The sequence below is a fragment of the Kitasatospora sp. NPDC093806 genome, assembly GCF_040683335.1.
Taxonomy (GTDB): Bacteria; Actinomycetota; Actinomycetes; order Streptomycetales; family Streptomycetaceae; genus Kitasatospora.
Genome location: NZ_JBFBDO010000006.1, coordinates 1 through 25630, shown reverse-complemented (window position 1 = coordinate 25630; position 25630 = coordinate 1). Strand labels below are relative to the sequence as shown.

The 25630-nt window shown below is 71.4% G+C and carries 22 protein-coding genes; 8 read left to right on the top strand and 14 right to left on the bottom strand.

Annotated elements, in window-relative coordinates; translation table 11 throughout:
• Positions 1 to 9 precede the first annotated feature (9 nt).
• The 3 genes from AB0N76_RS06120 to AB0N76_RS06110 all read right to left on the bottom strand — a co-directional run bounded on the left by AB0N76_RS06120 (position 10) and on the right by AB0N76_RS06110 (position 2212).
• Positions 10 to 984 (bottom strand): DUF4331 family protein, encoded by a 975-nt coding sequence (locus tag AB0N76_RS06120; RefSeq protein WP_363553646.1) that lies wholly within the window; start codon positions 982 to 984, stop codon positions 10 to 12.
• A 107-nt stretch (positions 985 to 1091) separates the two neighbouring features.
• Positions 1092 to 1328, bottom strand: a complete 237-nt coding sequence (locus AB0N76_RS06115; protein WP_363553644.1) for a DUF397 domain-containing protein — start codon at positions 1326 to 1328, stop codon at positions 1092 to 1094.
• Complete coding sequence (locus AB0N76_RS06110; protein WP_363553642.1) at positions 1325 to 2212, bottom strand: helix-turn-helix transcriptional regulator; 888 nt, start codon at positions 2210 to 2212, stop codon at positions 1325 to 1327. Before AB0N76_RS06110 ends, AB0N76_RS06115 begins: the two co-directional genes overlap by 4 nt.
• A 127-nt stretch (positions 2213 to 2339) precedes the next feature.
• Here AB0N76_RS06110 and AB0N76_RS06105 point away from each other — a divergent pair, with 127 nt between their 5' ends.
• Both AB0N76_RS06105 and AB0N76_RS06100 read left to right on the top strand, forming a co-directional pair.
• Entirely contained in the window at positions 2340 to 2846 is a 507-nt protein-coding gene (locus AB0N76_RS06105) for an ATP-binding protein (RefSeq protein WP_363553640.1), read from the top strand.
• Positions 2833 to 2994, top strand: a complete 162-nt coding sequence (locus AB0N76_RS06100) for a hypothetical protein (RefSeq protein WP_363553638.1) — start codon at positions 2833 to 2835, stop codon at positions 2992 to 2994. The genes AB0N76_RS06105 and AB0N76_RS06100 overlap by 14 nt, the downstream gene beginning before the upstream one ends.
• Positions 2995 to 3044: 50 nt before the next feature.
• Here AB0N76_RS06100 and AB0N76_RS06095 read toward each other — a convergent pair whose 3' ends face one another.
• Positions 3045 to 3437 carry a RidA family protein gene (locus AB0N76_RS06095; protein ID WP_363553636.1) on the bottom strand — a complete coding sequence of 131 codons (393 nt, stop codon included), beginning with the start codon at positions 3435 to 3437 and terminating at the stop codon, positions 3045 to 3047.
• A 72-nt stretch (positions 3438 to 3509) separates the two neighbouring features.
• On the opposite strand from AB0N76_RS06095, the gene AB0N76_RS06090 reads away from it, so the two are divergent.
• The gene (locus tag AB0N76_RS06090; protein ID WP_363553634.1) at positions 3510 to 4463 is read left to right on the top strand and encodes a LysR family transcriptional regulator; all 954 of its coding nucleotides are present in this window, start codon (positions 3510 to 3512) and stop codon (positions 4461 to 4463) included.
• On the opposite strand, the gene AB0N76_RS06085 is transcribed toward AB0N76_RS06090, so the two are convergent.
• Positions 4435 to 4917, bottom strand: a complete 483-nt coding sequence (locus AB0N76_RS06085; protein ID WP_363553632.1) for a hypothetical protein — start codon at positions 4915 to 4917, stop codon at positions 4435 to 4437. The two genes, AB0N76_RS06090 and AB0N76_RS06085, sit on opposite strands and share 29 nt — an antisense overlap.
• Positions 4918 to 5106: 189 nt before the next feature.
• On the opposite strand from AB0N76_RS06085, the gene AB0N76_RS06080 reads away from it, so the two are divergent.
• Positions 5107 to 5619, top strand: coding sequence for a DUF2199 domain-containing protein (locus AB0N76_RS06080; RefSeq protein ID WP_363553630.1), 513 nt, complete (start codon positions 5107 to 5109; stop codon positions 5617 to 5619).
• Positions 5620 to 5628: 9 nt separating this feature from the next.
• Here the strand turns inward: AB0N76_RS06080 and AB0N76_RS06075 are convergent, their stop codons facing one another.
• Positions 5629 to 6036, bottom strand: a complete 408-nt coding sequence (locus tag AB0N76_RS06075) for a hypothetical protein (protein WP_363553628.1) — start codon at positions 6034 to 6036, stop codon at positions 5629 to 5631.
• On the bottom strand, positions 6033 to 7001 hold the full coding sequence (locus AB0N76_RS06070) for a winged helix-turn-helix domain-containing protein (RefSeq protein ID WP_363553626.1): 969 nt from the start codon (positions 6999 to 7001) through the stop codon (positions 6033 to 6035). Before AB0N76_RS06070 ends, AB0N76_RS06075 begins: the two co-directional genes overlap by 4 nt.
• Positions 7002 to 7396: 395 nt before the next feature.
• Here AB0N76_RS06070 and AB0N76_RS06065 point away from each other — a divergent pair, with 395 nt between their 5' ends.
• On the top strand, positions 7397 to 7936 hold the full coding sequence (locus AB0N76_RS06065; protein ID WP_363553624.1) for an RICIN domain-containing protein: 540 nt from the start codon (positions 7397 to 7399) through the stop codon (positions 7934 to 7936).
• A 50-nt stretch (positions 7937 to 7986) separates the two neighbouring features.
• On the opposite strand, the gene AB0N76_RS06060 is transcribed toward AB0N76_RS06065, so the two are convergent.
• The 3 genes from AB0N76_RS06060 to AB0N76_RS06050 all read right to left on the bottom strand — a co-directional run bounded on the left by AB0N76_RS06060 (position 7987) and on the right by AB0N76_RS06050 (position 11474).
• The gene (locus AB0N76_RS06060; protein WP_363553622.1) at positions 7987 to 8736 is read right to left on the bottom strand and encodes a hypothetical protein; all 750 of its coding nucleotides are present in this window, start codon (positions 8734 to 8736) and stop codon (positions 7987 to 7989) included.
• Between the two features lie 90 nt (positions 8737 to 8826).
• Positions 8827 to 9375: a PadR family transcriptional regulator gene (locus AB0N76_RS06055; RefSeq protein WP_363553620.1), complete on the bottom strand. Its 549-nt coding sequence runs from the start codon at positions 9373 to 9375 to the stop codon at positions 8827 to 8829.
• Positions 9376 to 9428: 53 nt separating this feature from the next.
• On the bottom strand, positions 9429 to 11474 hold the full coding sequence (locus AB0N76_RS06050) for an NADPH-dependent 2,4-dienoyl-CoA reductase (protein WP_363553618.1): 2046 nt from the start codon (positions 11472 to 11474) through the stop codon (positions 9429 to 9431).
• Between the two features lie 236 nt (positions 11475 to 11710).
• On the opposite strand from AB0N76_RS06050, the gene AB0N76_RS06045 reads away from it, so the two are divergent.
• Positions 11711 to 13003 carry an FAD-dependent monooxygenase gene (locus tag AB0N76_RS06045; RefSeq protein ID WP_363553616.1) on the top strand — a complete coding sequence of 431 codons (1293 nt, stop codon included), beginning with the start codon at positions 11711 to 11713 and terminating at the stop codon, positions 13001 to 13003.
• A gap of 22 nt (positions 13004 to 13025) precedes the next feature.
• Here the strand turns inward: AB0N76_RS06045 and AB0N76_RS06040 are convergent, their stop codons facing one another.
• Complete coding sequence (locus AB0N76_RS06040; RefSeq protein WP_363553614.1) at positions 13026 to 13601, bottom strand: TerD family protein; 576 nt, start codon at positions 13599 to 13601, stop codon at positions 13026 to 13028.
• A gap of 324 nt (positions 13602 to 13925) precedes the next feature.
• On the opposite strand from AB0N76_RS06040, the gene AB0N76_RS06035 reads away from it, so the two are divergent.
• The gene (locus AB0N76_RS06035; protein WP_363553612.1) at positions 13926 to 15104 is read left to right on the top strand and encodes a transposase; all 1179 of its coding nucleotides are present in this window, start codon (positions 13926 to 13928) and stop codon (positions 15102 to 15104) included.
• A gap of 104 nt (positions 15105 to 15208) precedes the next feature.
• On the opposite strand, the gene AB0N76_RS06030 is transcribed toward AB0N76_RS06035, so the two are convergent.
• On the bottom strand, positions 15209 to 16108 hold the full coding sequence (locus tag AB0N76_RS06030) for a LysR family transcriptional regulator (RefSeq protein ID WP_363553610.1): 900 nt from the start codon (positions 16106 to 16108) through the stop codon (positions 15209 to 15211).
• 71 nt (positions 16109 to 16179) lie between these two features.
• Between AB0N76_RS06030 and AB0N76_RS06025 the strand changes: the two genes are divergently transcribed.
• Positions 16180 to 16932, top strand: a complete 753-nt coding sequence (locus AB0N76_RS06025) for an SDR family oxidoreductase (RefSeq protein ID WP_363553608.1) — start codon at positions 16180 to 16182, stop codon at positions 16930 to 16932.
• A 62-nt stretch (positions 16933 to 16994) separates the two neighbouring features.
• Here AB0N76_RS06025 and AB0N76_RS06020 read toward each other — a convergent pair whose 3' ends face one another.
• Entirely contained in the window at positions 16995 to 17507 is a 513-nt protein-coding gene (locus AB0N76_RS06020) for a hypothetical protein (protein ID WP_363553606.1), read from the bottom strand.
• A gap of 112 nt (positions 17508 to 17619) precedes the next feature.
• On the bottom strand, positions 17620 to 25425 hold the full coding sequence (locus AB0N76_RS06015) for a ricin-type beta-trefoil lectin domain protein (protein ID WP_363553604.1): 7806 nt from the start codon (positions 25423 to 25425) through the stop codon (positions 17620 to 17622).
• Positions 25426 to 25630 lie beyond the last annotated feature (205 nt).

Below are 25630 nucleotides of genomic sequence, written 5' to 3'. Positions count from 1 at the left end.
GCGCGGGGGTCAGCCGGCCGGGGGGTAGGGGTGGGGGTGGCCGAGGTGGGGGAAGGTGGGGAGGAGGTCGGTGTGCGGGGGGATGTGGTCGCTGGTGATCTTGCCGCCGGAGACCATGGTCAGGCGGGCCGAGGTCACGTCGTCGGTGAGGGTGCGGCCGTTGGGGTAGGCGGCCGGGCGGGCGCGGTCGTAGCGGAGGATGTCCGGCAGGATGATCTTCAACGTCTCGGTCGCGGAGGCCGTGGTGTAGTCCCCGGTGTGCTGGAGGACGGCCGTCCACGGCTCACGGTAGTTCGCCCAGTCGTCGGCCGGCTCGCCCGCGTTGTAGGCGTCCTTCACCTCCTCCGCGTTGAAGTACGCGGTGAGGGACGGGTGCGCGCCCCGGTCGATGGAGGTGAGTTGCCCGTTCTCGTGCAGGCTCACCCGGGCCCAGACGCCGATGGCCGGGTCCGGCCCGAGGTCGGCGTCCGGGACTTCGAGGGCGATGCCGAAGACGTTGGTCTCCCCCATCGCGTCCTTGCCGGTCCAGGTGAAGTTGTTGACGATCCCTTCGAGGTCGGCGAAGAAGGGGTCGCTGCGCAGGCCGACCGAGAGCTTGTAGCCGCCCGCCTCGACCACGTGCGGGGTGGTGCCGAACGCGACCGGGACGTCGGCGAAGAGGACGTCGCCGCCCGCCTCGTGTTTCTGCGCGGCGGCGCCGGTGGCCCGGTGCACGGTGACGCTCTGGGCGCCGGTGGAGGGCTGGGAGAAGGTGAACGAGTAGGCGACGTCGGCGCGGTGGTCGCCGTCGTTGTCGACGTTGAGGCGGTAGACCGCGTCCGGGTGGAACTCGGTGCCCTGGGTGGGCGCGAACGGGTTCACGTTCATGATCAGGACGGTCCGGCCCGGGGCGCCGGCCGCTGGGAAGGCGAACACGTCGGTCAGGTCGAGCCGGGCGTCACCGCGGGGAGAGCGGAGGTTCGGTCCGCTGAGGTGGTGGGACATGCCGCCCGTGGTACCAGTACGGCCCGCACACGGGAGGGAGGACACCCACACAACCGGCGGCCGTCCGCCGATTGGCGGACGGCCGTGGGGTGGAGCTCGTCAGCTCGTCAGACGGAACGGGCGAACTCGACGAACGCCGCCCAGGCGTCGGGCGAGAAGGTGAGCTGGGGCCCGGACTTGTCCTTGGAGTCACGGACGAGCACGGCGGCCGCCGTCTCCGCGACCTCGACGCACTCGCCGCCCTCATTGCTGCTGTAGCTGCTCTTGCGCCAGGCGATCTCGACGCAGGCACCGCCCTCGTTGCCGCTGTAGCTGCTCTTGAACCACGCCAGCTCGCTGCTCATCGTTCTCCCAGAATCTTCTCGATCAACGACAGGGACTCCTTGGGAGTGTGCGCCTGCGCCCTGAGCGTCCCGTATCGCGCGTTCAGGATCCGGACCTCGTTCTGATCCGTGATCAGCCTACTGCTCGTCTGGACCTCGATGTAGCCCATCTGCGAACGCCCCTTCGGGGTGATCAGAGTGAACGAGCCACCCGTACCGGCGTGCTCCGTCCGGTCGAGCGGCATGACCTGGACCACCATCCCCCGGGTGTTCCCGACCTCCAGGAGGCGGCGCAGCTGCCCCGCGTGCACATCCCGGCCGCCGAACGGCCGGTGGAGCACGCTCTCGTCGATCACCCAGCTGAACATGGCGCGGGGCCAGCTCGCGAGGATCTCCTGCCGTGCCATGCGGGCCGCCACCCGCATCTCGATCACCTCGTCGGAGAGGAGCGGCTGGCGCATCGCGAAGATCGCGCGCGCATGGGCCTCGGTCTGGAGCAGCCCCGGGACACCGTCCAGGCTCCAGAAGTGGAGCTCCTCGGCGCCGGGTTCCAGGCCCGCGTAGTCGCGGAACCAAGCGGGGTGCCGCACACGGGACTTGGCCTTCGCGCGCTCGATGTCATCCTTGGTGACGCTCAGCAGCCCGCCCGCGTTCAGGTGCGTGTCCGCCGCCACCAGCAGGTCCGGCTGCGGCGTCCGCTTGCCCTGCTCCACCGCGCCGATCAGGCTCTCGGTGTAGCCGGCCTTCACGGCGAACTCCCGCTGCGTCAGGCCCGCCCGCTCGCGCAGCAGCTTGAGCTGCTTGCCGATCGCCCGGAAGAAGTCCGGCACCTCCGACAGGTTCTCGTCCAACTCCGCGATGCGCACGTCTCCGCTCTCGCCGCCACCCTGAACAACCTCACGCATGGAGACCACCCCTATTTTCCGGTCACACCCGACTGCCACCACAGGGCACTTTCCGCACCCGGACAACCACGGATTGTGCTCGCCTGATGCATGGTCAGCGTACGCCCGGGGGGGCAGGCTTTTCCCCATGAAGTCCGAAATCCCCCTGGACAACCCGGTTCCGCGCGCCCATACCGCGCTCCTCACCTCCACCCCCAAGGGAGCGGCCATCGGGCGCCGCATCGCCAGACAGCAGCTGGTCTCCTGGGAGGTCAACTCCCTTCACCCGGACGCCTTTCACTCCGCGCTGCTGATCGTCGCGGAGCTCGCCGCCAACGCCACGACCCACGGGCGCACCCCGGGGCGCGGGTTCCTGCTGCACCTCTGCCTCACCACCGTGCGCCGGTCCCGCACCACCGTGCTCCGCATCGAGGTGTCCGACTGCCGGGGCGACCGGCACCCCACCCTGCCCACCGACTGCCCCGCCGACTCCCAGTCCGGGCGCGGCCTCGTCCTGGTCGACGCCCTCGCCGACCGCTGGGGCTGCCTCCCCCGGCAGCCCAGCTCCAAGACGGTCTGGGCCGAGATCGACATCCCGTCCCCCCAGTCCGTCCCCGCCGCCGACCCCTCCCCCACCACCCATGTCGCTGCCTGACCGCGCGGCCGCCGCCGCCTGCACCGTCCTCCCGATCACCCTCCTGCTCGCCTTGGTCGCCTGGGCCTACCCCGTCCTCTCCCACGACCGGCCGGCCCATCCGATGCCGTCCCCCACCGTCTCCGCCTCCCCCTCCCCCAACCCCTGAACGCCGCACGGGAAGTCGGCCCCGCCGACTTCCCACTCCGCAGCAACCCGCTATCCGGCCGCCGGCCGCCGCGCGTACACCTCGATCTCGATCTTCATCTGCGGGTCGGCGAGGCCGCACACCAGCATCGTCGCCGCCGGGCGGACCTCGCCGAAGGTCCGGCGCAGCACCGGCCAGCAGGGCTCGAAGTCCTCGCGCTCGGGCAGCAGGTAGCGCACCCGTACGACGTCTGCGAACGTGCAGCCGGCCTCCGCCAGGGCCGCGCCGATGTTGCGCAGGCACTGCTCGGCCTGCTCCACCACGTCGTCCGAGATCGTCATCGTGCCGTAGTCGTACCCGGTCGTCCCCGACACGTGGACGTGCTCGCCGTCCACGACCGCACGGGCATAGCCGATCTGTTCCTCGAAAGTGGAACCGCTGAGAATCGCGCGTCGCTCTGTCATGGCCGAACGCTAAGCGAGCTGCGCCGATATCGTCCAATACATCAAAAGCCATCGCCTGATATCTCTAGGAATATGGACCGCCCCGAACTCCCCCTCCCCCAATTGCACGCTTTCGTCGTGCTTGCCGAGGAACTCCACTTCGGTCACGCCGCCGCGCGTCTGGGCATCGCGCAGCCCCCGCTGAGCCAGCAGATCGCCCGGCTGGAGACCAAGGTCGGCCATCCCCTGTTCAGCCGCGCTCCGGGGCGGGTCGCGCTCACCCCGGTCGGGCGCGAGCTGCTGCCCGCCGCCCGGCGGGCGCTCGCCGAGCTCGCGGACGGGCTGGCGGCGGCGCGAGCGGTCGGCGACGGCCGGGCGGGCCGGCTGCGGATCGGGTTCTCCGCCTCGCTCGCCCTGACCGTCCTGCCCGAGCTGCTGCGCGCCTTCCAGGAGCGGTTCCCGGGGGTGGAGCTGGACATCCGCGAGATGACCACCGCGCCCCAGCTCGCCGCCCTGCACGAGCGGACGATCGACATCGGGCTGCTGCGCGAACCGCCGGCCGCCGAGGAGGGATCACTCGGCTTCCGGACGGTCCTCACCGAGCCGTTCGTCGCCGTCCTCCCGGCCGCCCATCCACTCGCCGCCCAACGGACCGTGCGGGTGGAGCAGTTGGCGGACTCGCCGTTCGTGTTGCTGCCCCGCGAGGTCGGGCCGCAGCTGTACGACCGGATCGCCGGGCTGTGCGGGGCGGCGGGCTTCGCGCCCCGGATCGTCCAGCACGCGGTGGAGTGGCAGACCGTGTGCGCGCTGGTCGGCACCGGCCTCGGCGTCTCGCTCGCCCCGGCGAGCATCCGGCGGATCCGCCTCCGGGGCGTCGCCTTCCGCGCCGTCGAGCCCGCCGCCGCCCGTACGCGGGTCGCCGTCGCCTGGCGCCGCGACGACCCGAACCCGCTGGTGGCCCACCTGCTGGCGACCATCAGCCAGGACCGGGCGGCCGACGACGGGCACCCGTCTCCGCCTACTGCCCCGACCGCACAGCCTCGGTGAACTCCTTGAGCCGCTGGCGGAGATGATCTTGTTGCACCCGAAGCTTGGCCAGCGACCGCTCGTCAAGAACTCCGACCACCGACGGTATGGCAACGGCGATGTTCACCATGATCATTGCAGTGGTCAGGCCGGTGTACGCACGAGCCGTGGCCTCGGAGGCGAAGAGCATGATGTCGCCCTCGAAGGCCTTCAGTTCTCCCTGAAGCCCTCCGGTCCGCTTCGGGAGAGCGCGCATCTGCTCCTTGGAGACGGGAGGCAGGAGCGACAAGGCGTCGATGGCTTCCTTCGCGAGCCGGTAGATCTCACGGTAGACGTCACGCATCCGGCCGTCCGAGCCGGCCCCCGATCCGCCCCCCGAGATGTTGACGGAGCCGTTCACCACCTCGGTCTGGATGACGACCTCCGCCCGACCACCATTGAGCTGATTCTCCGTCACATCGCTCTCCTGGTCCACGTTCCGCGCGACCAGGATAGACGGGGCGGGCTCATGGCGGGCCGACTCGGCAGGGAGGCTAGCGGGGGGAACGGCCTGGGGCGGCCGAAAAGGAAGGGCCCTGGCCCCGCCCCCGTCCACCGCGGCCAACCCGCTGCCCGGTCGGCGACCGGGCTGAAGGGTTCTGACCTGCGGGTTATGCTTCCCGCCATGTCTGCCACCGATGCCCACCAGCACACCTGCGCCTGCTGCGCCGAGCCGCACGACGGGCCGCCGCTGTCCTATGGGTCGCCGGCGCCGGTGAGCTGGAAGTCGCGCTACCGCCTGCGGCGGGACAGCGAGCTCACCTCCGACCAGTGCATGATCAAGGGGAAGCACTTCTACGTCCACGGCCTGGTCGAGATACCGGTCCGGGACAGCGACGAGACCTTCTCCTGGGGCGTCTGGGTCTCGCTGAGCGAGGACAACTTCGGCCGGATGCACGATCTTTGGGAAGACCCGGCGCGCGAGCAGGAGCCGCCGTACTTCGGCTGGCTCTCCACCGAGCTGCCGGTCTACCCGGAGTCCACGCTGCTGCTCAAGACGCACGTCCGCACCCGCGAGGTCGGCCGGCGGCCGCTGATCGAGCTCGAACCCACCGAGCACCCGCTGGCCGTCGAACAGCGGGAGGGGATCACCATGGACCGGGTGCGGGAGTTCGCGGGGCTGCTGCTGCGCGGCTGATCCGCGTACTCAGAACGTCGCCAGGTCGAGGGCCGTGCGCAGGGAGGCGTAGCCGACGCAGGGCAGCAGCCAGACGCCCAGGCCGGCGGTGACGGCGGCGAGGACCCGGCCGAGGCGGCCCCTCCGCTCCTTCGGGCGGCGCAGCTGCCGCACGCCGAGGGCGATCACGGCCACGGCGAGGACGCCCAGGCCGTAGGCGAGCGCGGGACTCCGCCGGTGGGCGAGTTCGGCCCCGACGAACAGGACGACCAGCGAGCCCGTGGTGACCACGGCCAGCACCGCGCCGCCCACCGCCTCGGTGACCAGGTCCAGCAGGAAGTCCCCGATCGCCCGAAGGCAGCCGGCCTCGGAAGCCACCACCGGCGTCGGATCCCCCGGTTGGTGGGCCGCCGGCCCGTCGAGGCCCTCGTCGGTCATCGCCTCTCCGTCTCGCTCGTCCGGCCGCCCACGCTACAAGGCGGTGGGGGCGGCGGGATCACGGGCACCGGCTGGTTGTGGAGGAGGGCGTGGCCGAGGGGGGTGAGGGTGTGGCGGACGCCCGGGCCGGTGCGTTCGGTGGTGAGGAGGCCGGCGGCGCGCAGGATGGTCGCGTGGTGGCTGGCGGTGGCGGGCGAGGTGCCGGTGCGGCGGGCGAGTTCGGCGGTGCCGGCCGGGCTGGCCACCGCCTGGAGGGTGCGGGCGCGGGTGGTGCCGAGCAGGGCGACGAGCGCGCCGTCCGGCCCGGCGGAGGCGGTCGGGGCGCAGACCGCCCGGTAGCCGGCGAGGTCGGCGGCGAGCGGGTAGCGCAGCACGAGCGGGTTCTCGGGCCCGGCGTTGTCGGTGAGGGCCAGCGGCTCGGGCCAGAAGAAGGTGGGCACGAGGAGGAGTCCGCGGCCGTTCAGCCGCAGGTCGAGGTCGAAGGGGCAGGGCACCGACAGCACCGGCGCGTCCCAGGAGACGGCGGGGTGGAGGGTGCCGAGCATGCCGTCCAGGCCGCCGTCCACACCGGCCAGGGCCCGCCGGGTGCGCTCGGTGTGGGCGGCGGCGAGCAGTTGCGGCCAGTAGGGGGCGACGGCGAGGGCGTGGTACTCGCGGAGCCGTCGGCGTACGAGTCCCGCCCACTGGCGGTCGCCCCGGTGGAGTTCGCGGACCCAGCGGGGCAGGTCCGGCCGCAGCACGGCGAGGGCGCCGAGGTCCGCCAGCCAGCGGCGCGCGGACCGTGACCAGGTGTGGTCGAGGCTCTCCGGCAGGCTGGTCGCGCCCGCGTGCAGGAACGCCTCCGGGACGTGCCGCGCCCCGGCGGCCGCCAGTTCGAACAGCGGGCGCAGTTCGGGCCGCAAGCCGCGCCGGGTGCGTTCGCGCCAACCGTCCAGGGCCGCGCCGCCGGTGGTCGGACTTTGCACGAGCGAGAGACTCAGGACCGTTTCGGCGAGCGGGTCGGGGGCCCGTGCGATCCGGACCCGTGCCAGGTCATCGTGGGTGAAGTGGATGCGCAGCACCGTCGTCGGCCCCTCCCGTCGGCTCTTCGGCCAGGTGCGGCAGCACACGGTTCGGACGCACATCCTTCGCGTGCCTGCCACTGGGCCCACGGTAAGCGGGCCCGTCCGGGGCTTCGGCGGGTTGCCGGTTTCTGACCGGATCCCGTCGGGCGACGGTCGGACGGCTGTCGGGCGGCCGCCGTGGCCGCCCGAATTCGATGGAGCCCGAAGGGTTTTGGTACGCACCGGAGGGCCCGATGACACTGGGTCACCGGGGCACCGTCCGGTGCCCCGGTCACGAGGTGAGGGGAACCACGATCATGCGATTCCTGCGGTTCACGCGATCCACCGGCCGGTTCGCCGCGCGCACCGGCGTCATCGCCGGCGCGGCGGCGCTCTCCGCGACGACCCTGCTGGCCGCTCCGGCCGAGGCCCTCCCGACGCAGCACCGGTGGGCCAACGTGGCCACCGGCAAGTGCCTCGACATCCGGGGTGCCGACGTGCACTACGACGCGCTGCTCCAGCAGTTCAGCTGCAAGGTGGCCGGGAACCAGAAGATCCAGACGGACACCTACCTCGGCGACCCGACCACCGACATGCGGGTGATGCACTCCGGCATGTGTCTGGAGCCGACGGGCATGGAGGCGGGCGCCACCATCGTCCAGCGCACCTGCAACTACAGCCAGGGGCAGCGCTGGGAGTTCACCTGGTACGACGCGGGGGCCACCATCAAGAACAAGGTGACCGGTCTGTGCATCGACGACGCGGGCATGCCGTCGGGCAGCCGGCGTGAGGTGCGGCAGCAGCCGTGCACCGCCGCCGCCGGCCAGCTCTGGCGGAACCTCGCGGCCAACGGCTGACGGTCCGTCGCGTTCGCGGCCCGGGGGCGCTCCCCCGGGCCGCGAGGCGCTCAGACGGTGTTGACGGGCGCGGTGGGCGCGGTGGTGGAGCCGGCCGGGGCGCCGAGGGTGCGTTCGGCCTTGGCGACGGCGGCGCGGTAGTAGAGCGAGGCGAGCTGCGAGGAGTCGGAGTCGCGCTGGAAGAACCCGAACGCGAGGGCGACGTCGCCGAGGCGTTCGACGCCGAGGTAGCCGTTCAGCCGGATGCCGTCGATGGCGCCGTCGAGGCGGACGGCGGGGGCGCCCTGGCGGTCGCCGAGGGCGACCGGGGTGACGGTGAAGGTCACGCTGGTGCCGGTGTCGTCGTTGAAGGTGATGCTGCGGCAGTCGGCGAACGCGTCGGAGACGGTCTTGAAGTCGCCGGTCAGCCGGGCCGGTTCCTCCGCGGTGAGCGACTCGGTGACCATCGGGTTGCCGTTCGGGCCGTCGAACTCGGCTTCCTGGTGCGGGGTGGTGACCGGGCCGCGGGCCGTGTTGCGGTTGAGCAGGGCGCGCAGGGCGTCGCAGCCGGCGACCGGGGACGCGCCGCCGCCCGGGGAGGGGCTTTCGCTCAGCACGGCCTCGGTGAAGTCCGGGCCGAGTTCGGCGGCGGTGAGCAGGGCGGCCTTGAGCTGCTCGTCGGTGGGCAGCTGGGCGGCCGTCGTCCGGACCACGGCAGGCGCGGCCCCGGGTGCGAGCGCGGGTGGGAGCGCTGCGCCGGAGAGGCCGAGGGCCAGCACGGCGGCGGCGGTGAGGGCGAGGAGAGGCCTCGGGAAGGACATACGGGCCCCCGGTCGAGAGTCGGGCAGGGACAGGCGTCCAGTGTCCCACCGGCCCCCGAGGCCCGCCCGCCCGGCGGGCGTTCCCGCAGGTCAGGCGTGGTCTGAAGGGGCGGGCGGCAGCGCGTCCAGGGTCTCGGCGAGCCACTGCACCCAGAAGGCCTCCAGCCCGATCCCGGCCCGCAGCACGGCGTGCTGGAGCGGGTCGCCCCCATCGCCGTTCTCCGGCGGGAAGTCCTTGTGCTCGATCTCCCGGTAGGCGGCCAGCTGCGCCCGGTGCAGGGCGAGGTGCCGGCGCAGTTCGGCGTCCAGCCCGGCGGTGCCGACCACGGCGGCCGCGCGCAGCCGCAGCAGCAGCGGTTCGCGGATGGTCTTGGGGTCGTCCCCGGCGGCCGTCCACCGCGCCAGTTCGCCCCACCCGGCCGGCAGCACCTCCCACTCCTTCTTCTGCCCGCGCACCGGGCCGGCCTGCGGGAGCGCCCGGATCAGCCCGGAGGTCTCCAGCCGGCCCAGTTCGCGGTAGATCTGCTGGTGGGTGGCGGACCAGAAGAAGCCGATCGACTTGTCGAACCGCCGGGTCAGCTCCAGCCCGGAGGACGGCTTCTCCAGCAGGGCGGTGAGGATGGCGTGCGGCAGCGACATGGGTCGATCCTAGGCGCCGCCGCACACCGTTCCCCCCGGCCGGATCGGCCCGATCAGAGCGCGGCGGCCAGCTCGGTGCCCTGCTTGATGGCGCGCTTGGCGTCGAGTTCGGCGGCCTGGTCGGCGCCGCCGATGAGGTGCGGGGTGAGGCCGAGGGCACGCAGCGCGGCGTCGAGGTCGCGGCGCGGCTCCTGGCCGGTGCAGAGCACGACGGTGTCGACGGGCAGCAGCTGCGGTTCGCCGTCGACGGTGAAGTGCAGGCCGGCGTCGTCGATCCGGTCGTACCGCGCGCCGGCGACCATGGTGACGCCGCGGTGCTTGAGTTCGGTGCGGTGGATCCAGCCGGTGGTCTTGCCGAGGCCGGCGCCGACCTTGGTGGTCCGGCGCTGGAGCAGGTGGACGCGGCGCGGGGGCTCGGGCCGCTCGGGCGGGGTGAGGCCGCCGCGGTCGCGGTACTCCGGGTCGATGCCCCAGTGGCGCCGGTGGACGGCGGGGTCGAGGCCGGCGCCGTCGCCCGCGTCGGTGAGGAACTCGGCGACGTCGAAGCCGATGCCGCCGGCGCCGAGGATCGCGACGCGTTCGCCGACCGCCGCGCCGTCGCGCAGCACGTCGAGGTAGCCGAGCACGCTGGGGTGGTCGACGCCCGGCAGGTCGGCGGGGGTGGGGGTGCGCGGGGTGACGCCGGTGGCGAGGACCACCTCGTCAAAGCCCTCGGCGGCGAGCGCGGCCGCGTCCACCCAGGCTCCGAGCCGCAGTTCGACGCCGTGGGTGTCGAGCTGGTGGCGGTAGTAGCGCAGGGTCTCGGCGAACTCCTCTTTGCCGGGGATGCGGCGGGCGATGTCGAGCTGGCCGCCGATGGTGTCGGCCGCGTCGAACAGGGTGACGGCGTGGCCGCGTTCGGCGGCGGTGACGGCGAAGGCGAGACCGGCCGGGCCGGCGCCGACGACGCCGATCCGCTTGCGCAGCCGGGTGGGCGCGAGGACGAGTTCGGTCTCGTGGCAGGCGCGCGGGTTGACCAGGCAGGAGGTGATCTTCCCGCTGAAGGTGTGGTCGAGGCAGGCCTGGTTGCAGCCGATGCAGGTGTTGACGGCCTCGGGGCGGCCGGCGGCGGCCTTGGCGACGAAGTCGGCGTCGGCGAGCAGCGGGCGGGCGAGCGAGACGAGGTCGGCGTAGCCGTCGGCGAGCAGCTGTTCGGCGAGTTCGGGGGTGTTGATGCGGTTGGTGGTGACCAGCGGGACGGAGACCGAGCCCATGACCTTCTTGGTCACCCAGGCGTAGGCGCCGCGCGGCACGGAGGTGGCGATGGTCGGGATCCGGGCCTCGTGCCAGCCGATGCCGGTGTTGATGATGGTGGCGCCGGCCTCCTCGACGGCCTTGGCGAGCCGGATCACCTCGTCGAGGGTGGAGCCGCCGGGGACGAGGTCGAGCATGGAGAGGCGGTAGACGAGGATGAAGTCGGGGCCGACCCGCTCGCGGACCCGGCGGACGATCTCGACCGGGAAGCGCATCCGGTTCTCGTAGGGGCCGCCCCACTCGTCCTCGCGGTGGTTGGTGGCGGCGGCGATGAACTCGTTGATCAGGTAGCCCTCGGAGCCCATGATCTCGACGCCGTCGTAGCCGGCCCGCCGGGCGAGGGCGGCGCAGCGGGCGAAGTCCTCGATGGTCTGCTCGACCTCGTCGGCGCCGAGGGCGCGCGGCGGGAACGGGCTGATCGGGGCCTGGACGGCGCTGGGGGCGACCAGGCCGGGGTGGTAGGCGTAGCGGCCGAAGTGCAGGATCTGCAGGGCTATCCGGCCGCCGGCGGCGTGCACGGCGTCGGTGACGACGCGGTGCTTGTCGGCCTCCTCCTCGGTGGTGAGCATGCTGCCGCCGTCCCAGGGGCGGCCGGCCTCGTTGGGGGCGATGCCGCCGGTGACGATGAGGCCGACGCCGCCGCGGGCGCGTTCGGCGTAGAAGGCGGCCATCCGGTCGAAGCCGCCGGGGGCCTCCTCCAGGCCGACGTGCATGGAGCCCATGATCACGCGGTTGGGGAGGGTGGTGAAGCCGAGGTCGAGCGGGCGCAGCAGGTGCGGGTAGGGCGGCGGCGGGGTGCTGGTCATCGGCGGGTTCTCCTGGTGGCGGCCTGTGGTTGCTCCACGGTTGGTTACTCCACGGTAGGGGAGGCTCGGACGCTTATGCAACCAGTTGCACAAGCCGCCCGGGATGCCCTTTGAGGCATAGACATGACAAAAATCCCCCGGTTTGCACTGACGGATCGTCAGCACACGGCGTATGGTCGACGGAACGACGTGAGTCGGCGGACGAACGTGCTGGATGAGGCAGAAGGGGAACGGCCGTGCGGGGTGGATCGGTCGCCGTGGTCGGCGGCAGCATCGCCGGATGCGCCTTCGCGCGGGCCGCGGCCCGGGGCGGGGCCGAGCGGGTCACCGTGCTGGAACGCAGTCCCGGGCGGCTGGAGGACCGCGGCGTGGGCCTGTGCATCGTGGTGGACCGGTACGCGGAGCTGGTCCGGGCCGGACACCTCGACGACGGCATCCGCCACCACCCGCTCACCACCCGGCACTGGGTGGCCCTGGAGCCGGACGGCCCCTCGCGCGGCGCCCCGCGCGGCCGGGCGCTCTGGGTGCAGCCGATGCGGATGCACTCGTTCCACTGGGGCGTGCTCTGGCAGGGCCTGCGCGAACGCACCCCGGAGCGGGTGGAGTTCCGCACGGGGACGTCCGTCACGGCGGTCGGCGGCGGCGGTTCCGTCGCATCGCCCGAACCGGCCTGGGTGGAGACCGCCGCCGACGGCCGCGAGCCGTACGACCTGGTGGTCGGCGCGGACGGCCACCGGTCGGTGGTGCGCGCCGCCGTCTGCCCCGACGCCCGGCCCGAGTACGCGGGCTACGTCGCCTGGCGCGGCAGCTTCGACGCCCGGCTGCTCGACCGCCTCCCCGGCGGCGCCGCCCGGTGGCCCGAGGACGAGGTCATCACCGTCTGCTACCCCGGCGGCCAGGTCGTGCTCTACCGCATCCCCGGCCTGACGCCCGACCGCACGCTGGTGAACTGGGTCTTCTACGCGGCCGCGCCCGACTGGCTGCTCCCGGCCGACAGCGGCTCCGCCGACCCCAACGGCATCCCGGCCGGCTCGCTCGACCCCGCTCACCTGGACGACCTGGCCGAACTCGCCGAACGCATGCTGCCGCCCTACTGGGCCGGGGTGGTCAACCTGACGCCGGTCGAGCGGATCCTGCTCCAGCCGATCCACGACCTCGAAACCCCGCGCCGCACCGCCGGCCGCCTGCTGCTCGCCGGGGACGCCGCGACCCTGGTCCGCCCGCACAACACCAGCGGCGCCGCCAAGGCGCTCCAGGACGCCTGCGCCTTCGAGGAGGCCTGGCGCGCGGCGGCCGGCATCGACGAGCTGCTACCCGTCTACGACCGCGAACGCGGCGCGGTGGGGCGGGCGTTGGTGGAACTCGGCCGCCGGCTCGGCCGGGCGCAGGTCACCCGGGCGCCGGACTGGACGGCCATCGACGAGGCCGGGATGGCCGAGTGGTGGCGCGACCAGCTGGCCGGCACCGGCGGGTTCGGCGGCCTGGCACTCGACCGGACTCCGAACCCGCCGTCACCTCACGACGGTTGACCCGTCAGAACGGTCGACCCGCTCAGACGTTCACGCCGTAGTCGGTGGCGATGCCGCGCAGGCCGGAGGCGTAGCCCTGGCCGATCGCGCGGAACTTCCACTCGGCACCGTTGCGGTACAGCTCGCCGAAGACCATCGCGGTCTCGGTGGAGGCGTCCTCGGTGAGGTCGTAGCGGGCGATCTCCTGACCGTTGGCCTGGTTGACGACCCGGATGAAGGCGTTGCGGACCTGGCCGAAGTTCTGGAACCGCGCGTCGGCGTCGTAGATCGACACCGGGAAGACCACCTTGGCCACCTCGGCCGGCACGGCGCCCAGGTCGACCTTGATCTGCTCGTCGTCGCCGTCACCGCCGCCGGTCAGGTTGTCGCCGCTGTGCTCGACCGAACCCTCGGGGCTGCTCAGGTTGTTGAAGAAGACGAAGTGCTGGTCCGAGACCACCTTGCCGAACGCGTTGCAGAGCAGCGCGCTCGCGTCCAGGTCGTAGTCGGCGCCGGTGGTGGTGCGCACGTCCCAGCCGAGTCCGATGATGACGGCGGTCAGACCCGGCGCCTCCTTGCTCAGCGAGACGTTGCCGCCCTTGGCCAGCGAAACTCCCACGATTGCCCTCCTCGATTGCTCTCCCTGTCGACGAATCTACAGCACTGTAGAGATCATCGAGAGACCGGAGGACGCCTTCGCGTCAGCCGGGGGAGGAATCCGGCTCCCGCGCAGTGGGTCAGGGGTAGCCGTACCGCGTCGAGGCGGTACGGCATCTCGGGGGTGCAGACCTGCGAGCGACCTTGAGCAGGTGAATGTTCTGTGGGTCGAGAGACCGCCGCTTGTGCTCAGCCTGTGCGGCAGCCATGCGTGGGTGTCGGTGGGGAGCCGTAGTGTGATGGGGTTTCGTGATCCATCCGTCAAGGGCAGCGACAGGGTGACACTATGACGGCACTGAAGCAGACGGCGAACGAGGTTCCCGGGCACGCCCGGTACACCTACCGCCTGCGTGTGTCGTCCAGCGCGCTCGCGCTGCTCGACGCGGAATGGTCCCGGTGTCGGTGGGTGTGGAACGAGTGCGTGCACGTGTCCCGCAAGGTCCACCACCACAACTGGGTGACCGGCGAGAAGACGACATGCGGCCCGGCGCAGCTCGACAGGATGCTGACCGCAGCGCGCGGCGCGATGTCGTGGCTGCGCGAAGGAGCCTCGGTTCCGCAGCAGCAGGTCGTCCGGGACTTCGCCAAGTCCCGCACGAAGGCGCTGACGGACATCAAGGCGAAGTTGCCTGTCAGGCAGCGTGCGGGGATGCCGAATGCGAAGAAGAAGCGTGAAACACTTCCCAGCCTGAACTACACGCGCCACGGTTTCCGGATCAAGGACGGTCGGCTGTGCCTCGCCGGGGGGATCGTGCTGACGGTGGTGTGGTCGCGTGGCCTTCCCTGCACCCCGTCCTCGGTACGGGTGTACCGCGACGCCGTCGGACACTGGTGGGCGTCGTTCGTGGTGACCGCCACGGTTGAGCCACTGCCCGCGACCGGCCGTGTGATCGGCATCGACTGGGGCGTGAAGGAAATCGCGACCACCACCAGCGACACCCACGACCTACCGCACCACGCGCACGGCGGGAAGGCGCAGGCCAAGCTGACCCGGTACGACCGGATGATGGCCCGACGCCGGCCGCCCAAGGGCAAGGCCGCCAGCAACGGCTACAAGCAGGCCAAGCGGCTGCGCGCCAAGGCGTACCGAAAGGTCGCCGACCAGCGACAGGACACCGCCCGCAAGTGGGCGAAGGCCGTCGTCCGGGACCATGACGCTCTCGCCGTCGAGGACTTCAAGCCGCGCTTTCTTGCCAAGACGACCATGGCCCGAAAGGCCGCTGACGCGGCGATCGGCGCAACCAAGCGCGCCCTGATCGAGATGGGCCACAAGCACGGTCGTGCCGTCCACCTTGTCCACCCCGCGCACACCACGATGGACTGCGCACACTGCGGGGCGAGAGCCAAGCACCGCCTACCGCTCTCCGAGCGAACGTACGCGTGCACCGCGTGCGGAGTCGCCTCCCCGAGGGACAAGAACTCCGCCCGCGTGATGCTCGTCCGGGCTGGACTGGCACCCGGCTGACGTTGAGGGCGTAAGACACGGCCACCCGCAGTGGCGGCCATGCAACCCGAGTCAGGAATCCCCCAGACGAACGCGGAGTCCCCCGCCTTCAGACGGGGGAGCAGTCAAGACAAGAGCTCCGTCACATGCTGCGGCAACAGACAGGCCTGCCGGGCCAGCAACTCGACGAAGGCCGCCGTCAACGGGTCCGGCCTGGTCCGGGTGTACGCCGCCAGCGCCCGGCGCACCGGCGGCTCGGGCCGGCGCACCAGGCCGTCGAACGCCACCGGCACGATGTTCGCCGGCACCAGGGCCACGCCCAGCCCGGCCGCCGCCAGCAGCGGCGCCGCCGCCGTCTGCTCCGTCCGCACCGCCACCCGCGGCCGGAACCCGGCCTCCGCGCAGGCCGCGTCGAGGAGGTCGGCGAGGCCGTTGCCGGGCGCGTAGTGCACCCAGTCCCGCTCCGCCAGCGCCGCCAGCGGCACCTTGCCCGCTGCCGCTTCCTCCTCCGGCGGGAGGGCCAGCACGAACTCCTCCACCCCCAGCTCCCGGATCGGCCCCTCCCAGTCCGCCGGCGGCGCCCCCACCGCGACGTCCGCCTGCCCGGCCGCCATCGCCGCCCGCAGCTCCTCGTTGTGCGCGAACTCGCGCAGCCGGATCCGCACCCCCGGATGCGCCCGCCGCCAGGCCCGCAGCACCGGCGGCAGGATGCCCAGGCCGACCGAGTAGACCGTCGCCAACTCCAGCTCCCCGCCGGACAGTCCGGCCGCCTGCCGGGCCACCGCCCGCAGCCGCTCGGCGTCCGCGAGCGCCGCCCGCGCGTGCGGCAGCACCGCCCGCCCCATCGGTGTCAGCCGCACCGCCCGCGGCAGCCGCTCCAGCAGCGCCCCGCCGACCGCCTTCTCCAGCGCCCGCACCTGGTGCGAGAGCGCCGGCTGGGTGACGTGCAGCAGCTCGGCGGCGCGGGTGAAGGAACCGGTGTCGACGACGGTCACCAGGTACTCGAACTGTCGGAGAGTGGCCATGCAGAGAGTTTATGGCTTCCGGAGAAAACAAGCCTTGGACGCATCACCCCAGGTCAGCGGAGCCTTACCCCATGACCTCCGACACCACTCTCCCCGCTCTCCCCCTCGCTTCCCGCCGCGTCGTCATCGTCGGCGCCGGCTCCAACACCGGCCGCGCCCTCGCCCACGCCGCCTCCGCCGCCGGAGCCGAGCTCATCCTGGCCGGCCCCGACCCGCGCAAGCTGGAGTGGACCGCCGGCGAACTGACCGGCCCCGCCAAGGTCGTCCCGGTCGACCTCGCCGACGAGGACTCCATCGCCGCCCTCGCCGCCGCCACCGGCCGCTTCGACCACCTGGTCTCCACCGCCGCCATGCCCGCCAACGGCCCGCTCGCCGAACTCCAACTCGCCGACGTCCACCGCGCGTTCGCCGCCAAGGTCTACGGCCCGCTGCTGCTCGCCAAGCACCTCGCCCCCAACGCCGCCACCGACACCCCCGACGGCGCCTCCTTCACCTTCTTCTCCGGCGTCGCCGCCTGGCGCCCCGCCCCCGCCCGCACCGTCATGGCCACCACCAACGGCGCCCTCGCCTTCCTCATCCAGGCCCTCGCCGTCGAGATCGCCCCGGTCCGTGTCAACGCCGTCTCCCCCGGCATCGTCGACTCTGGCGCCTGGGACCGGATGGGCGCCGACAAGACCCCCTTCCTCCGCTCCGTCGCCGACCGCAACCCCGCCCGCCGCACCGGCACCACCGACGACCTGGTCCGCGCCGTCCACTTCGCCATGACCAGCCCCTTCGTCACCGGCACCGTCCTCCACGTCGACGGCGGCGCCCGCCTGGCGTGAGAAAACGCCGATGCCGGGGTGAGAAGCCACTCACCCCGGCATCGGCATTCCCGGTCGGTCCGCTATTTCCCGAGCTGCCGCGCTCGGTCTCTGGCGCGGTTCTTGATCTTCCGCGTCAGACCACGTTCCGCCAGAGCCTCCAGCAGGACCACTGATTCCGAGCTGTCCGCCAGGCCCCGCTGCAACCAGTGCGACGAACCAAGGACATCTTCGATAACCGAATCAGGGTCAACAGCGGAGGTCTTGGCCAGAATCCATTCACGAATTCGCTGCCGAAGGAACGCCAGCTCCCCGGCCTGCTCCCCTACCCGGTCGACCCGGCGACAGAAGGATTCGAGCTCACGAATTTCCAGGGCAAGTCGGTCGACGTGATCGACCAGGGCCGCCTGCGCCATTGTTCGATCCGGGTCGCGCAGAACGATCTCCACGACCCGATCCTCTACGTCCGCTTCGGAATCCTTCAGCGAGCGGACATACAGGCCGTATCGAACGTGCTCGTCCTCGTCCCATGCCGGATCCACCTGGCCCTGGCCGGAGATCGAAGCAAGCCATTCGATATCACCAGCACTGATCACTCGGCCTGTCCTCCAGTTCCATGTTGTGCGGCCGATCACCCGGGCGCGTAGCGGGTTACAGATCTTACGCTACCCGCGCGCACCCGGGTGACCCATCAGAAACTAACCGATACTAGGAGACTCCCTTCGGATTCGCCTTGAGCCACCACTTGAAATACTTCCGCATCCTGGTTCGGATCTTGCTCTTGTTCGCATTGACTACCTCGGCCTGACGCTTGGAGAGTTCGGGCGAACCGTTGATCGGCTTCCCGTTCTTTCCGATCTTCGCCTTCGGGCCGTGCCCCTCCACGTGCGCGTGCAGCGGCGCATGGTCGTTCGAGTTGATCCAGACCCGGACGCCGCGCTGGGAGACGATGGTCCCGACCGGGCTGTCGCCGCCGATTTCACAGCGGTCCGACTTGTTGTGCACAACAACGTCGACACCGTCGGCGTCGACCGTGTAGGTGTGCACATTTCCGACGTTGAGGTTAAAGACGATCCGGTCCGCCGTGTCGCCGTAGTCCACGACGGAATCCACGACGTGCGAGGCGCCGTCGTCCGAAACGAGTCGGTCGCCGACCTCGACGTCACCCGCGTCCACCCAACCGCGTCCCATGACCCAGAACGGGTGCCCAGCCGTGGCTACCACGCCCGAATCGCCGACCGAGTCCTCGGTGGAGACCCGGACCAGATGCTTCACGCCATATCCGACGATGACGTTCAGAACCGGTTCAACGGACGAGACGCCCGTTTCCGGATCGGTCGCCAGAACCACGTCTCCGACAGCGATTTCGGAAATCGCCCGATAGGTTCCGTCGGCCATGAGAACCCGCGTCTCCGGCGCGAACGAATTACACCGCTTGAACACGCGTTTCGCGACTGTAGCCGTACGCTGATACGCCGTCCTGGCAACGGACGCGGCACGCTGGACGCGTGAGGACGCCCGCACGGCCTTGACCGTCGTAACCGCAGCCTTGACGACCGGGCCCGCGCCGACGGTGGCGGCCACCGCCACGACGGCCATCTCGGCGGCCTTCTCCCAGTTGCCGGTGGCCGCGTAGGACACCGAGGAAACGACCGCCGCAACCGCGCCGATCGGGCCGGGGATGTTGGACGCGACCTCAGCAACCTTGGCCACCACCTCGACCGTCTTCTTCAGCCACTTGGGCATGCCCCAGTTGCCGTCGAGGTCGGTGCAGTTGACCGGGTCGCCGGTGCAGTAGTCGTAGGCGCTGGCGTTGCCGCCGGGCACCGGGTCGATCTGCAGGAAGCGGCCCAGGGCCGGGCTGTAGAGGCGGGCACCCATCAGGATGTCGCCGTCCTGCGCCTCGGCGGAGCGCTGCTTGCCGCCCAGCCAGCCGTACCGGACGCCGGCCTGGCCGTCCTGCGGGATGCCGAACTCGTCGAAGTCCAGCACCACCGGCTTGGTCAGCGCGGTGTCGGTGGTGACGACCACCGAGCCGAACAAGTTGGTCAGCTGAAGCTGGACGTCACCGGTCTTCGTGGTGGTGGCCACCAGGTCGGTGTCCGGACCCGAGACGTTGCGGGTCAGGGTGCCCTGCGTGGTGTCCTCAACGGTCCAGCGGACCTCGTCGGAGTCGTCACCGTAGTGGTTCAGCTTCGAGGAGGCGCCGGCCCAGGAACCGTCCGCCTGCTTCTTGCTCGTGGTGAACGCGGTCAGGCGGTGGGCGGCGTCGACGGCCCACTCCTGCTTGGTGTCCCCCTTCTCCTGGGCGGCGACGCGGTCGTTCGCCCAGTAGGTGTTGGTCGCGCCGGTCGCGGTCTTCACCGTCCGCCCGAAGGCGTCGTAGGTGAAACCCGCGTCGGTGAGACGGTCGGCGCTGTCGTAGGTGTGGTTCTCCGCCGTGGCCCCGGCCGTGCTGCACTCGCCGGACGCCCCGCGCGGGGAGGTCTGCTTGGACAGCCGGTTGGAGTGGTCGTCGAAGGCGTACTGCCGGGTGACGCAGCCGGTGGCGACCGTGGACTGCTCGGCCTTCACCAGCCGGCCGAGCCGGTCGTACTGGTACGAGCGGGTGGCGGTGGAGCTGGTGTCCTTGGCCACCTGGCCCTGGGTCGAGATGTCGGCGGTCTGCGCCCAGATCACCTTGTTGTCGCTGGCACGGGTGTAGGTGCGGCTGGTGGCCTCGCCAACGGCGTTCGTGGTGTCCTTGCGGACGATGCCGCCGGGGTAGGTCTGCTCAACGAGCTGGCCGTCCGGGCCGTACTTCGCCGTGAACTCACCGGCCACGCTGTCGTTGATCGAGGTGACCAGCCCGCGCGGCTCCTTCGCGCGGTCGTAGGTGTAGGTGGTGGACCCGGTCGGGTCGCTGACCTTGACCGGCTTGCCGAACCTGTCGAACTCCGAGGTCGTGGTGGAGCCGTCGGCGTCCGTGTAGGAGGTGAGCCTGCCCAGCTGATCAAGGACACGCACCAGGGACTTGCCACCCGCGGTCGTCTTCACGATGTCGCCGGTAGCCGGGTCGTACTCGGTGGTGACCTTCGGAAGCGGCTTGCCCTCGTCCGAGGTGATCTCGGTGGACAGGATCCGGTCCGCGCCGTCGTAGGTGGTGACGGTCTTGCGGGACTTGCCCGCGTTGGTCTCGGTGGTCTCCTCCGGCTCGTTGAACGGCGAGTAGCGGGTGACCCGCTTCACAGGCAGGGTGGTCGGCGTCGGCACCGCAACCGCCCCTGTGATCGCACCGCCCGGCATCGTGACGCAGGGCAGACCAGCCCACTCGGGACGGTTGGCGCACTGGGCGTCGTCCGGGTTGACTCCGGCGGTGTAGAACACCGACTTCACCGTCCCGGCGTCGGTACCGGTGGAGCCCGGCTTGCGGGACTCCAGCGCCTTTCCGTGAGCAGAGAACTTGACGGTGGCCGTCAGCTTGGCGCCGAGCGCGTCCGTGGTGACCGAGGTCGGGGTCTTCAGTGTCCAGCCAAGGGTGCCCCCGATCGGAGCGTCGTAGCCCCTCTTGGTGACGCGCAGCTCGACATCGTCGGCGTACCCGTCGATCCGGGCGCCATCGGTGCTGGTGGTGACCAGGTGGTACGCCTGGCCGTCAGGCTTGCCCTCGTCGTAGGTGCTGGTGTTGTGGTCCCGGGCGACAACCGAAGTACCGGCGGCCAGGGTCGGGTTGACCGTGGTCTTGGTCAGGGTGACCGTGTCCAGGCCGGCGTGGAAACGCTCGCCGGAGCTGGCCGTGTTGGTGCCGGTGATGGTGAGCTTCAGCTCGTGGTCACCGCGTGCCAGGCGGATCTCCGTGCCGGTCGCGTACGGGGCGACGACCGGGTCGGCGGAGTAGGTGTCGATCGGCTGGCCGAGGTTCTGGCCGTCGATCGCGAACTGCACGATGCCGTGGTCGCTGTTCTTGGTCAGCTGGCCGGAGAGCTGGTAGTAGCCCTCCTCCGGCACGCTGACGCGCATGACGTCGTACGCACCGGCCGCCGTGGCGCGCACGCCCAGGTGGGCGCCGCCGGACCAGATGAGACCGCAGCAGTTGTTGTCGATCTGGACCGGCGCGGTGGCGCCGAGCTGCGGCAGCTTCTCGGCCTCCGCCGTGACGGTGACCGGGGTGCTCTGCCCGTTGACCTGCTCGGAGAGCGAGGCACGGTAGACCGGGCCGAGCGTCTCGGTGACGTCGATGCCGTCCGCGCTGTAGGTGGTGCGCGAGTCCAGCAGCCGGGCCCGGGACTTGGTGATCTCGGCCTTGAGCTTCTTCTGCTCGTCGGTCAGGTTCGCCGCGAGCAGCTCGGCCGGGATCTGGGGCAGGCCCAGTTCGGCCGTGAACCGGTCCCACTCGGGGTGGGTCCCGAGCGCGATGGCCCGGTTGGTGGCCTGCACGCTCCGCACGGCGTGGCCGTAGCGGTCGTACTCGGTGGTGTCGATGTCACCGCCGGGGGTGACGGACGGGCTGGCCGTGTTGACCTCGTTGCCGGAGGCGTTGAGGTAGTGGACCGCGGCCGCCTTGTAACCGGCCTGGCCGGGCTTGGCCGCCGTGGCGGTGTTGGTGCCCGGGTCGTCCTCCGGACCGAACACGGCCGTGGCGTCGGTGGGCGCGTCCAGCTGCGCCCACGTCTTCACGTCCTCGCCGGACAGGTCGTACGGACCCCCGGCACCGGTGGTGAGCGGCACGTCGTAGACCACGTTGGTCGCGACCTCGCCGCTGACCTGGTCCTTGCTGCCCTGGGCCAGGGCCGCGCGGCGGACCTTCAGCAGGCGCCCCGGGTCCTGGTCGGCCGCGGCCTTGCCGTAGTCGAAGCTCCACGGCAGCTCACCGGCGGAGCCGACCTGGGTGACCCGGCCGTCCGCGTCGTAGCCGTAGGTGGTCTTCAGCGGCTGCGCCAGACGCGGGTCCCAGACCTGGGCGATCCGGCCCTTGTCGTCGTACGCGTAGTGGGTGACCTCGACGGCCTCCTGCTTGGAGGTGGCCGGGTTCCACGACCAGACCTTGACGGCCTTCACCCGGTCCGGGTAGTCGCCGGGCGTGGTGGCCGTGGCGGTGAGGCCCTTGGCGTACTCGTACTCCATGACCTCGCAGCCGCGCGGCAGCGGGTCGACCGAGCAGTGGTTCACGTCGTCGACGCCGGGCTCGACCGGCGGGATGACGCGCTTGACCAGCGAGCGGCCGTCAGCGGTGTCGTACTGGTACCGGGTGGCGGAAGCCGCCTCGGGGCCGCTGTCGCTGACCACCTGGTAGATGTTCGAACCGGCCTGGCGGGCGAAGACGGTCTTCGAACCGTCCAGCTCGGACAGCTCGTAGGTGGTGCCGTTGGTCTGCACGTTCCAGAGCTGGTTCGGGCCGGCCCAGCAGACCCAGACCGAGCCGCCCTTGTCGGCGTCCAGGCACTTGCCCGAGTGGCGGTTCACCACCATGCCGTCGGTGCGGACCTCCCACTGCTGGTTGTCCCCGCCGTTGCAGCCCCAGAGCATCATCCGGGTGCCGTTGTCGACCTGGCCCCACGGGTTGTCCAGGCAGTAGCCCATCAGCCGCAGCGACTGGTCGTCACCGCGGGTCCACTGCTGGTTGGTCGCGCCGGTGCAGGGCGCGGGCTGCAGCCCGGCGCCGTTGCCCGCGGCGCCGTTCGGCACCTCCAGGCACTGGCCGGAGGTGGACAGCACGATCGCGCCCGCGGTGGCCGGGACGGCCTTCAGCGCGAGCGACTCGGCGCCCGGCTCCGGGAAGAAGGTGCCGTCGGTGCCCTTGGCGAAGGTCAGCGAGGTGTCGTCGTTGCCCTTGATCTCGACCAGGTCGGACTGCGGGAACGACAGCGAGCGGTAGTCCGAACCGGGGCCCGCGTCGGGGCCGCCGGCCCACTGCGGACCGAACGGGGCGACGATCTCCTTCAGCGACAGGTCGTCGAAGAAGACCTCCTTGCCGCTGCCGCCGGCGTTGCCGTTGTAGAGGCGGAACCAGGCCTCGGTGGCGTCCTTCGGGACGACCATGTCGACGGTCAGCTGCTGCCAGCCGTCGGTGAACGCGGCCTTCGGCGAGGCGGTCTCGCCGTAGCCGGCCGGGGTGCGGTAGACGCCGACCAGGCGCAGACCGCGGTTGGGCACCGGGTTGTCCAGGCCGGTCGCGCCGGGGACGTAGATCCAGCCGGTCAGCCGGTAGGTCTTGCCGGGCTGCATGCCCTGGCCGAGGGTGTACTCCGGGCCGAGGGCGGCGTAGGTGTCCGTGCCGCTGGTGGGCTTGACCAGCAGCGAGTCGGTGGAGCTGTCGTGACCGCGGACGGTGGAGCGGGAGAGCTCGGCCGGGCCGGCGGTGAAGCCGGTCAGGTCGGTGCTCACCTGGCGCTGGTTGGCGCTCAGGCGCTCGCCCTGCGGCTGCCAGCCGCGGCCGAGGTCGCGCGAGGAGGTGGTGCGGGCCACCGACATGCCGAACTCGTTGGCGTCGGTGACGTCGGTGGAGTAGTCACCGGTCAGCAGGTTGACGGAGCCGGGGCCGACCTGGGCGCCGGCCGCGCCGTCCGCGTTGCGGTCGACGGTGATGGTGTTCCAGACGGTCGCGTAGCCGGCGCCCGAGCCGTCCTCGGGGAACAGCTTGGCGCGGACCTGGACGACGCCGCCGACGTTGCCGAGCGTGTCGATGACGGTCCAGTTGGCGTGCGGGCCGAGGTCGGAGAGGAGCGGCTTGTCCTCGGTGACGGCCGTGTTGTCGGCCTTGGTGAGGTTGGCCCGGGGCACCGTGTACTCGGTGGCGCCGGGGCCGCGGCGGTACTCGTAGACGACGCGCTTGAACTGCGCCTGGGCGTCGACGGCCAGCTTGACGCGCTTGGCGGACTGGCTGCCGTTGACCGGCGAGCTCAGACCGGCCTGGCCGACCTGGAAGGTGTAGGTCGCGGGCGGGGAGAGGTTCCCCGCACGGTCCTTGGCCTGCACGCTGAGCACGCGCCGGCCCTCGGTGGTCGGGGTGATCGAGGTGGTCAGCGCGGCGGTGGCGTTGACCGTGACCGGGGTGCCGCCGTCCAGCGTGTAGACGTAGGCGGTCAGGTCGTCGGTGCCGGCGGCCGGGGTGAAGGTGAACGAGCCGGCCTTGTTGGCGGCGCCGTGCCACAGCCCGTCCGACGGGTAGTCGGCGGAGGTGACGAACGGCGCGCCCGGCTTCACCGTGTCGACCACGAACTGCGTGGTGACCCAGTTGGAGCGGGACTTGCCGTCGTCCAGCACGGTGGAGATGGAGTACTGCACGCCCTCGTCGAGCTTGGCGATGCCGAAGTCGGACGCCCGGACGGACGCGACCGCGCCGTTCGGGGTGTCCTTCGGGATGCTGCCGAGGAAGGTGCCGCCGCGCCACAGGTCGAAGTAGACCTTCACCGTGTCACCGTCGACGTCCGCGGCCTGCGCCAGGAAGCGCGGGTTGGCGTCCGAGGTGTACTTCGGGTTGCCCGGCTGGGACGGCTGGATCTCGACCGTCGCCGGCGTGGTCGGCACGGTGTTGTAGGTGATCGACAGGAACGGCGGGTGGTCGCCCTCGGACGACTCGAACCGCTTCCAGGTGTAGGAGTCGTTCTCGTCGACCGCCTTCAGGCCCAGCGCGTACGTGCTCGCGCCCATGCCGGACCATTCCCGCACCAGGGTGGTGACGTCGGCCTGCACCCAGTAGGTGTTGCCGGGGCCCAGGCAGTCATGGGTGTCGCCGTCGTTCGGGATGTCCCGGGTCTCGCTGGAGACCGCGTAGCGGTTGATCAGACCCGGCTGGTTGCCCCAGCGGTTGCCCCGGTCGGCGTACTGGGCGGACCAGACCTCCCACTGCTTCTGCAGGCAGGAGGACGAGTGGAAGTTCGCCAGGTAGAGCTTGGAGTCCAGGATCTGCTTGCCGTTGAAGTCACCACCGGGGAAGTGGATGAACGAACGGGCCTTGACGGCGCCGCCGTTGTACGTCCCCAGCTTCAACTCCGTGGAGGAGGAGTTGTCGGTGTTCTCGTTGGTCTGCACATAGGTGTCGAAGTTCGCCTCGACGTTGACCGCGGGGTCGATCGTCACCGGGAACTGCGTCTTCGGGTCGGCCAGCAGCGCCGCGTCCGGGGTGAACACCAGCTCGGTGTCCGCGCCCTGACCGCGCACCTGCATGGTCACCGGCGCCCGGTTGAGGTGCTCGCCCGAGGCCTCGTCGACCGCCGCGTCCCACATCACGGGGGCGGGGATCGTGACGGCCGGCTTGTTGGTGCCCTTGTCGACCAGCTGGATCGAGCCGTCCTGCTGCGGGACGACGTTCAGGCCGGTGGTGTCGAGCGGGATCGTGATCGTGCCGGTCTGCGCGACGGCGGAACGGTTCTTCACGATCAGGAACTGCTCGAAGCCGGTCCGGGTCGCCTGGAGCACGAGGTCGACGCCGGGGCGGGCGTCGACGTACGTCGCCTTGCTGCCCTCCAGCTTCGGCTTCGGCAGCTTGCCCAGCCAGCCGAAGCCGACCTGCTGGTCACCGGAGCCGACCTTCACCAGCTCGCGCTCGGCGGGCTTGGCATCCGGCTTGGCCTCGGGGGTGGCCGGAGCCGGGGCGGCCGGGGCGGCCGGGGTGGTCGGCGCGGGGGCCGCGGCGCGGGCGGCGCTGCGGGAGGCGTGACGGTGGGCGACAGCCTGCCGGGCACGGTTCCGGCGCCGACGCCGGCCGCGACGCCGACGCCGGCCGCCACGGCCACCGAGC

Bases quoted from the DNA above. Each gene is read 5' to 3' on its own strand.
- AB0N76_RS06060 (WP_363553622.1), bottom strand. From the start codon at position 8,736: ATGTCCTTCCCGAGGCCTCTCCTCGCCCTCACCGCCGCCGCCGTGCTG.
- AB0N76_RS06105 (WP_363553640.1), top strand. From the start codon at position 2,340: ATGAAGTCCGAAATCCCCCTGGACAACCCGGTTCCGCGCGCCCATACC.
- AB0N76_RS06035 (WP_363553612.1), top strand. From the start codon at position 13,926: ATGACGGCACTGAAGCAGACGGCGAACGAGGTTCCCGGGCACGCCCGG.
- AB0N76_RS06115 (WP_363553644.1), bottom strand. From the start codon at position 1,328: ATGAGCAGCGAGCTGGCGTGGTTCAAGAGCAGCTACAGCGGCAACGAG.
- AB0N76_RS06100 (WP_363553638.1), top strand. From the start codon at position 2,833: ATGTCGCTGCCTGACCGCGCGGCCGCCGCCGCCTGCACCGTCCTCCCG.
- AB0N76_RS06050 (WP_363553618.1), bottom strand. From the start codon at position 11,474: ATGACCAGCACCCCGCCGCCGCCCTACCCGCACCTGCTGCGCCCGCTC.
- AB0N76_RS06120 (WP_363553646.1), bottom strand. From the start codon at position 984: ATGTCCCACCACCTCAGCGGACCGAACCTCCGCTCTCCCCGCGGTGAC.
- AB0N76_RS06090 (WP_363553634.1), top strand. From the start codon at position 3,510: ATGGACCGCCCCGAACTCCCCCTCCCCCAATTGCACGCTTTCGTCGTG.
- AB0N76_RS06025 (WP_363553608.1), top strand. From the start codon at position 16,180: ATGACCTCCGACACCACTCTCCCCGCTCTCCCCCTCGCTTCCCGCCGC.
- AB0N76_RS06110 (WP_363553642.1), bottom strand. From the start codon at position 2,212: ATGCGTGAGGTTGTTCAGGGTGGCGGCGAGAGCGGAGACGTGCGCATC.
- AB0N76_RS06065 (WP_363553624.1), top strand. From the start codon at position 7,397: ATGCGATTCCTGCGGTTCACGCGATCCACCGGCCGGTTCGCCGCGCGC.
- AB0N76_RS06055 (WP_363553620.1), bottom strand. From the start codon at position 9,375: ATGTCGCTGCCGCACGCCATCCTCACCGCCCTGCTGGAGAAGCCGTCC.
- AB0N76_RS06080 (WP_363553630.1), top strand. From the start codon at position 5,107: ATGTCTGCCACCGATGCCCACCAGCACACCTGCGCCTGCTGCGCCGAG.
- AB0N76_RS06030 (WP_363553610.1), bottom strand. From the start codon at position 16,108: ATGGCCACTCTCCGACAGTTCGAGTACCTGGTGACCGTCGTCGACACC.
- AB0N76_RS06075 (WP_363553628.1), bottom strand. From the start codon at position 6,036: ATGACCGACGAGGGCCTCGACGGGCCGGCGGCCCACCAACCGGGGGAT.
- AB0N76_RS06095 (WP_363553636.1), bottom strand. From the start codon at position 3,437: ATGACAGAGCGACGCGCGATTCTCAGCGGTTCCACTTTCGAGGAACAG.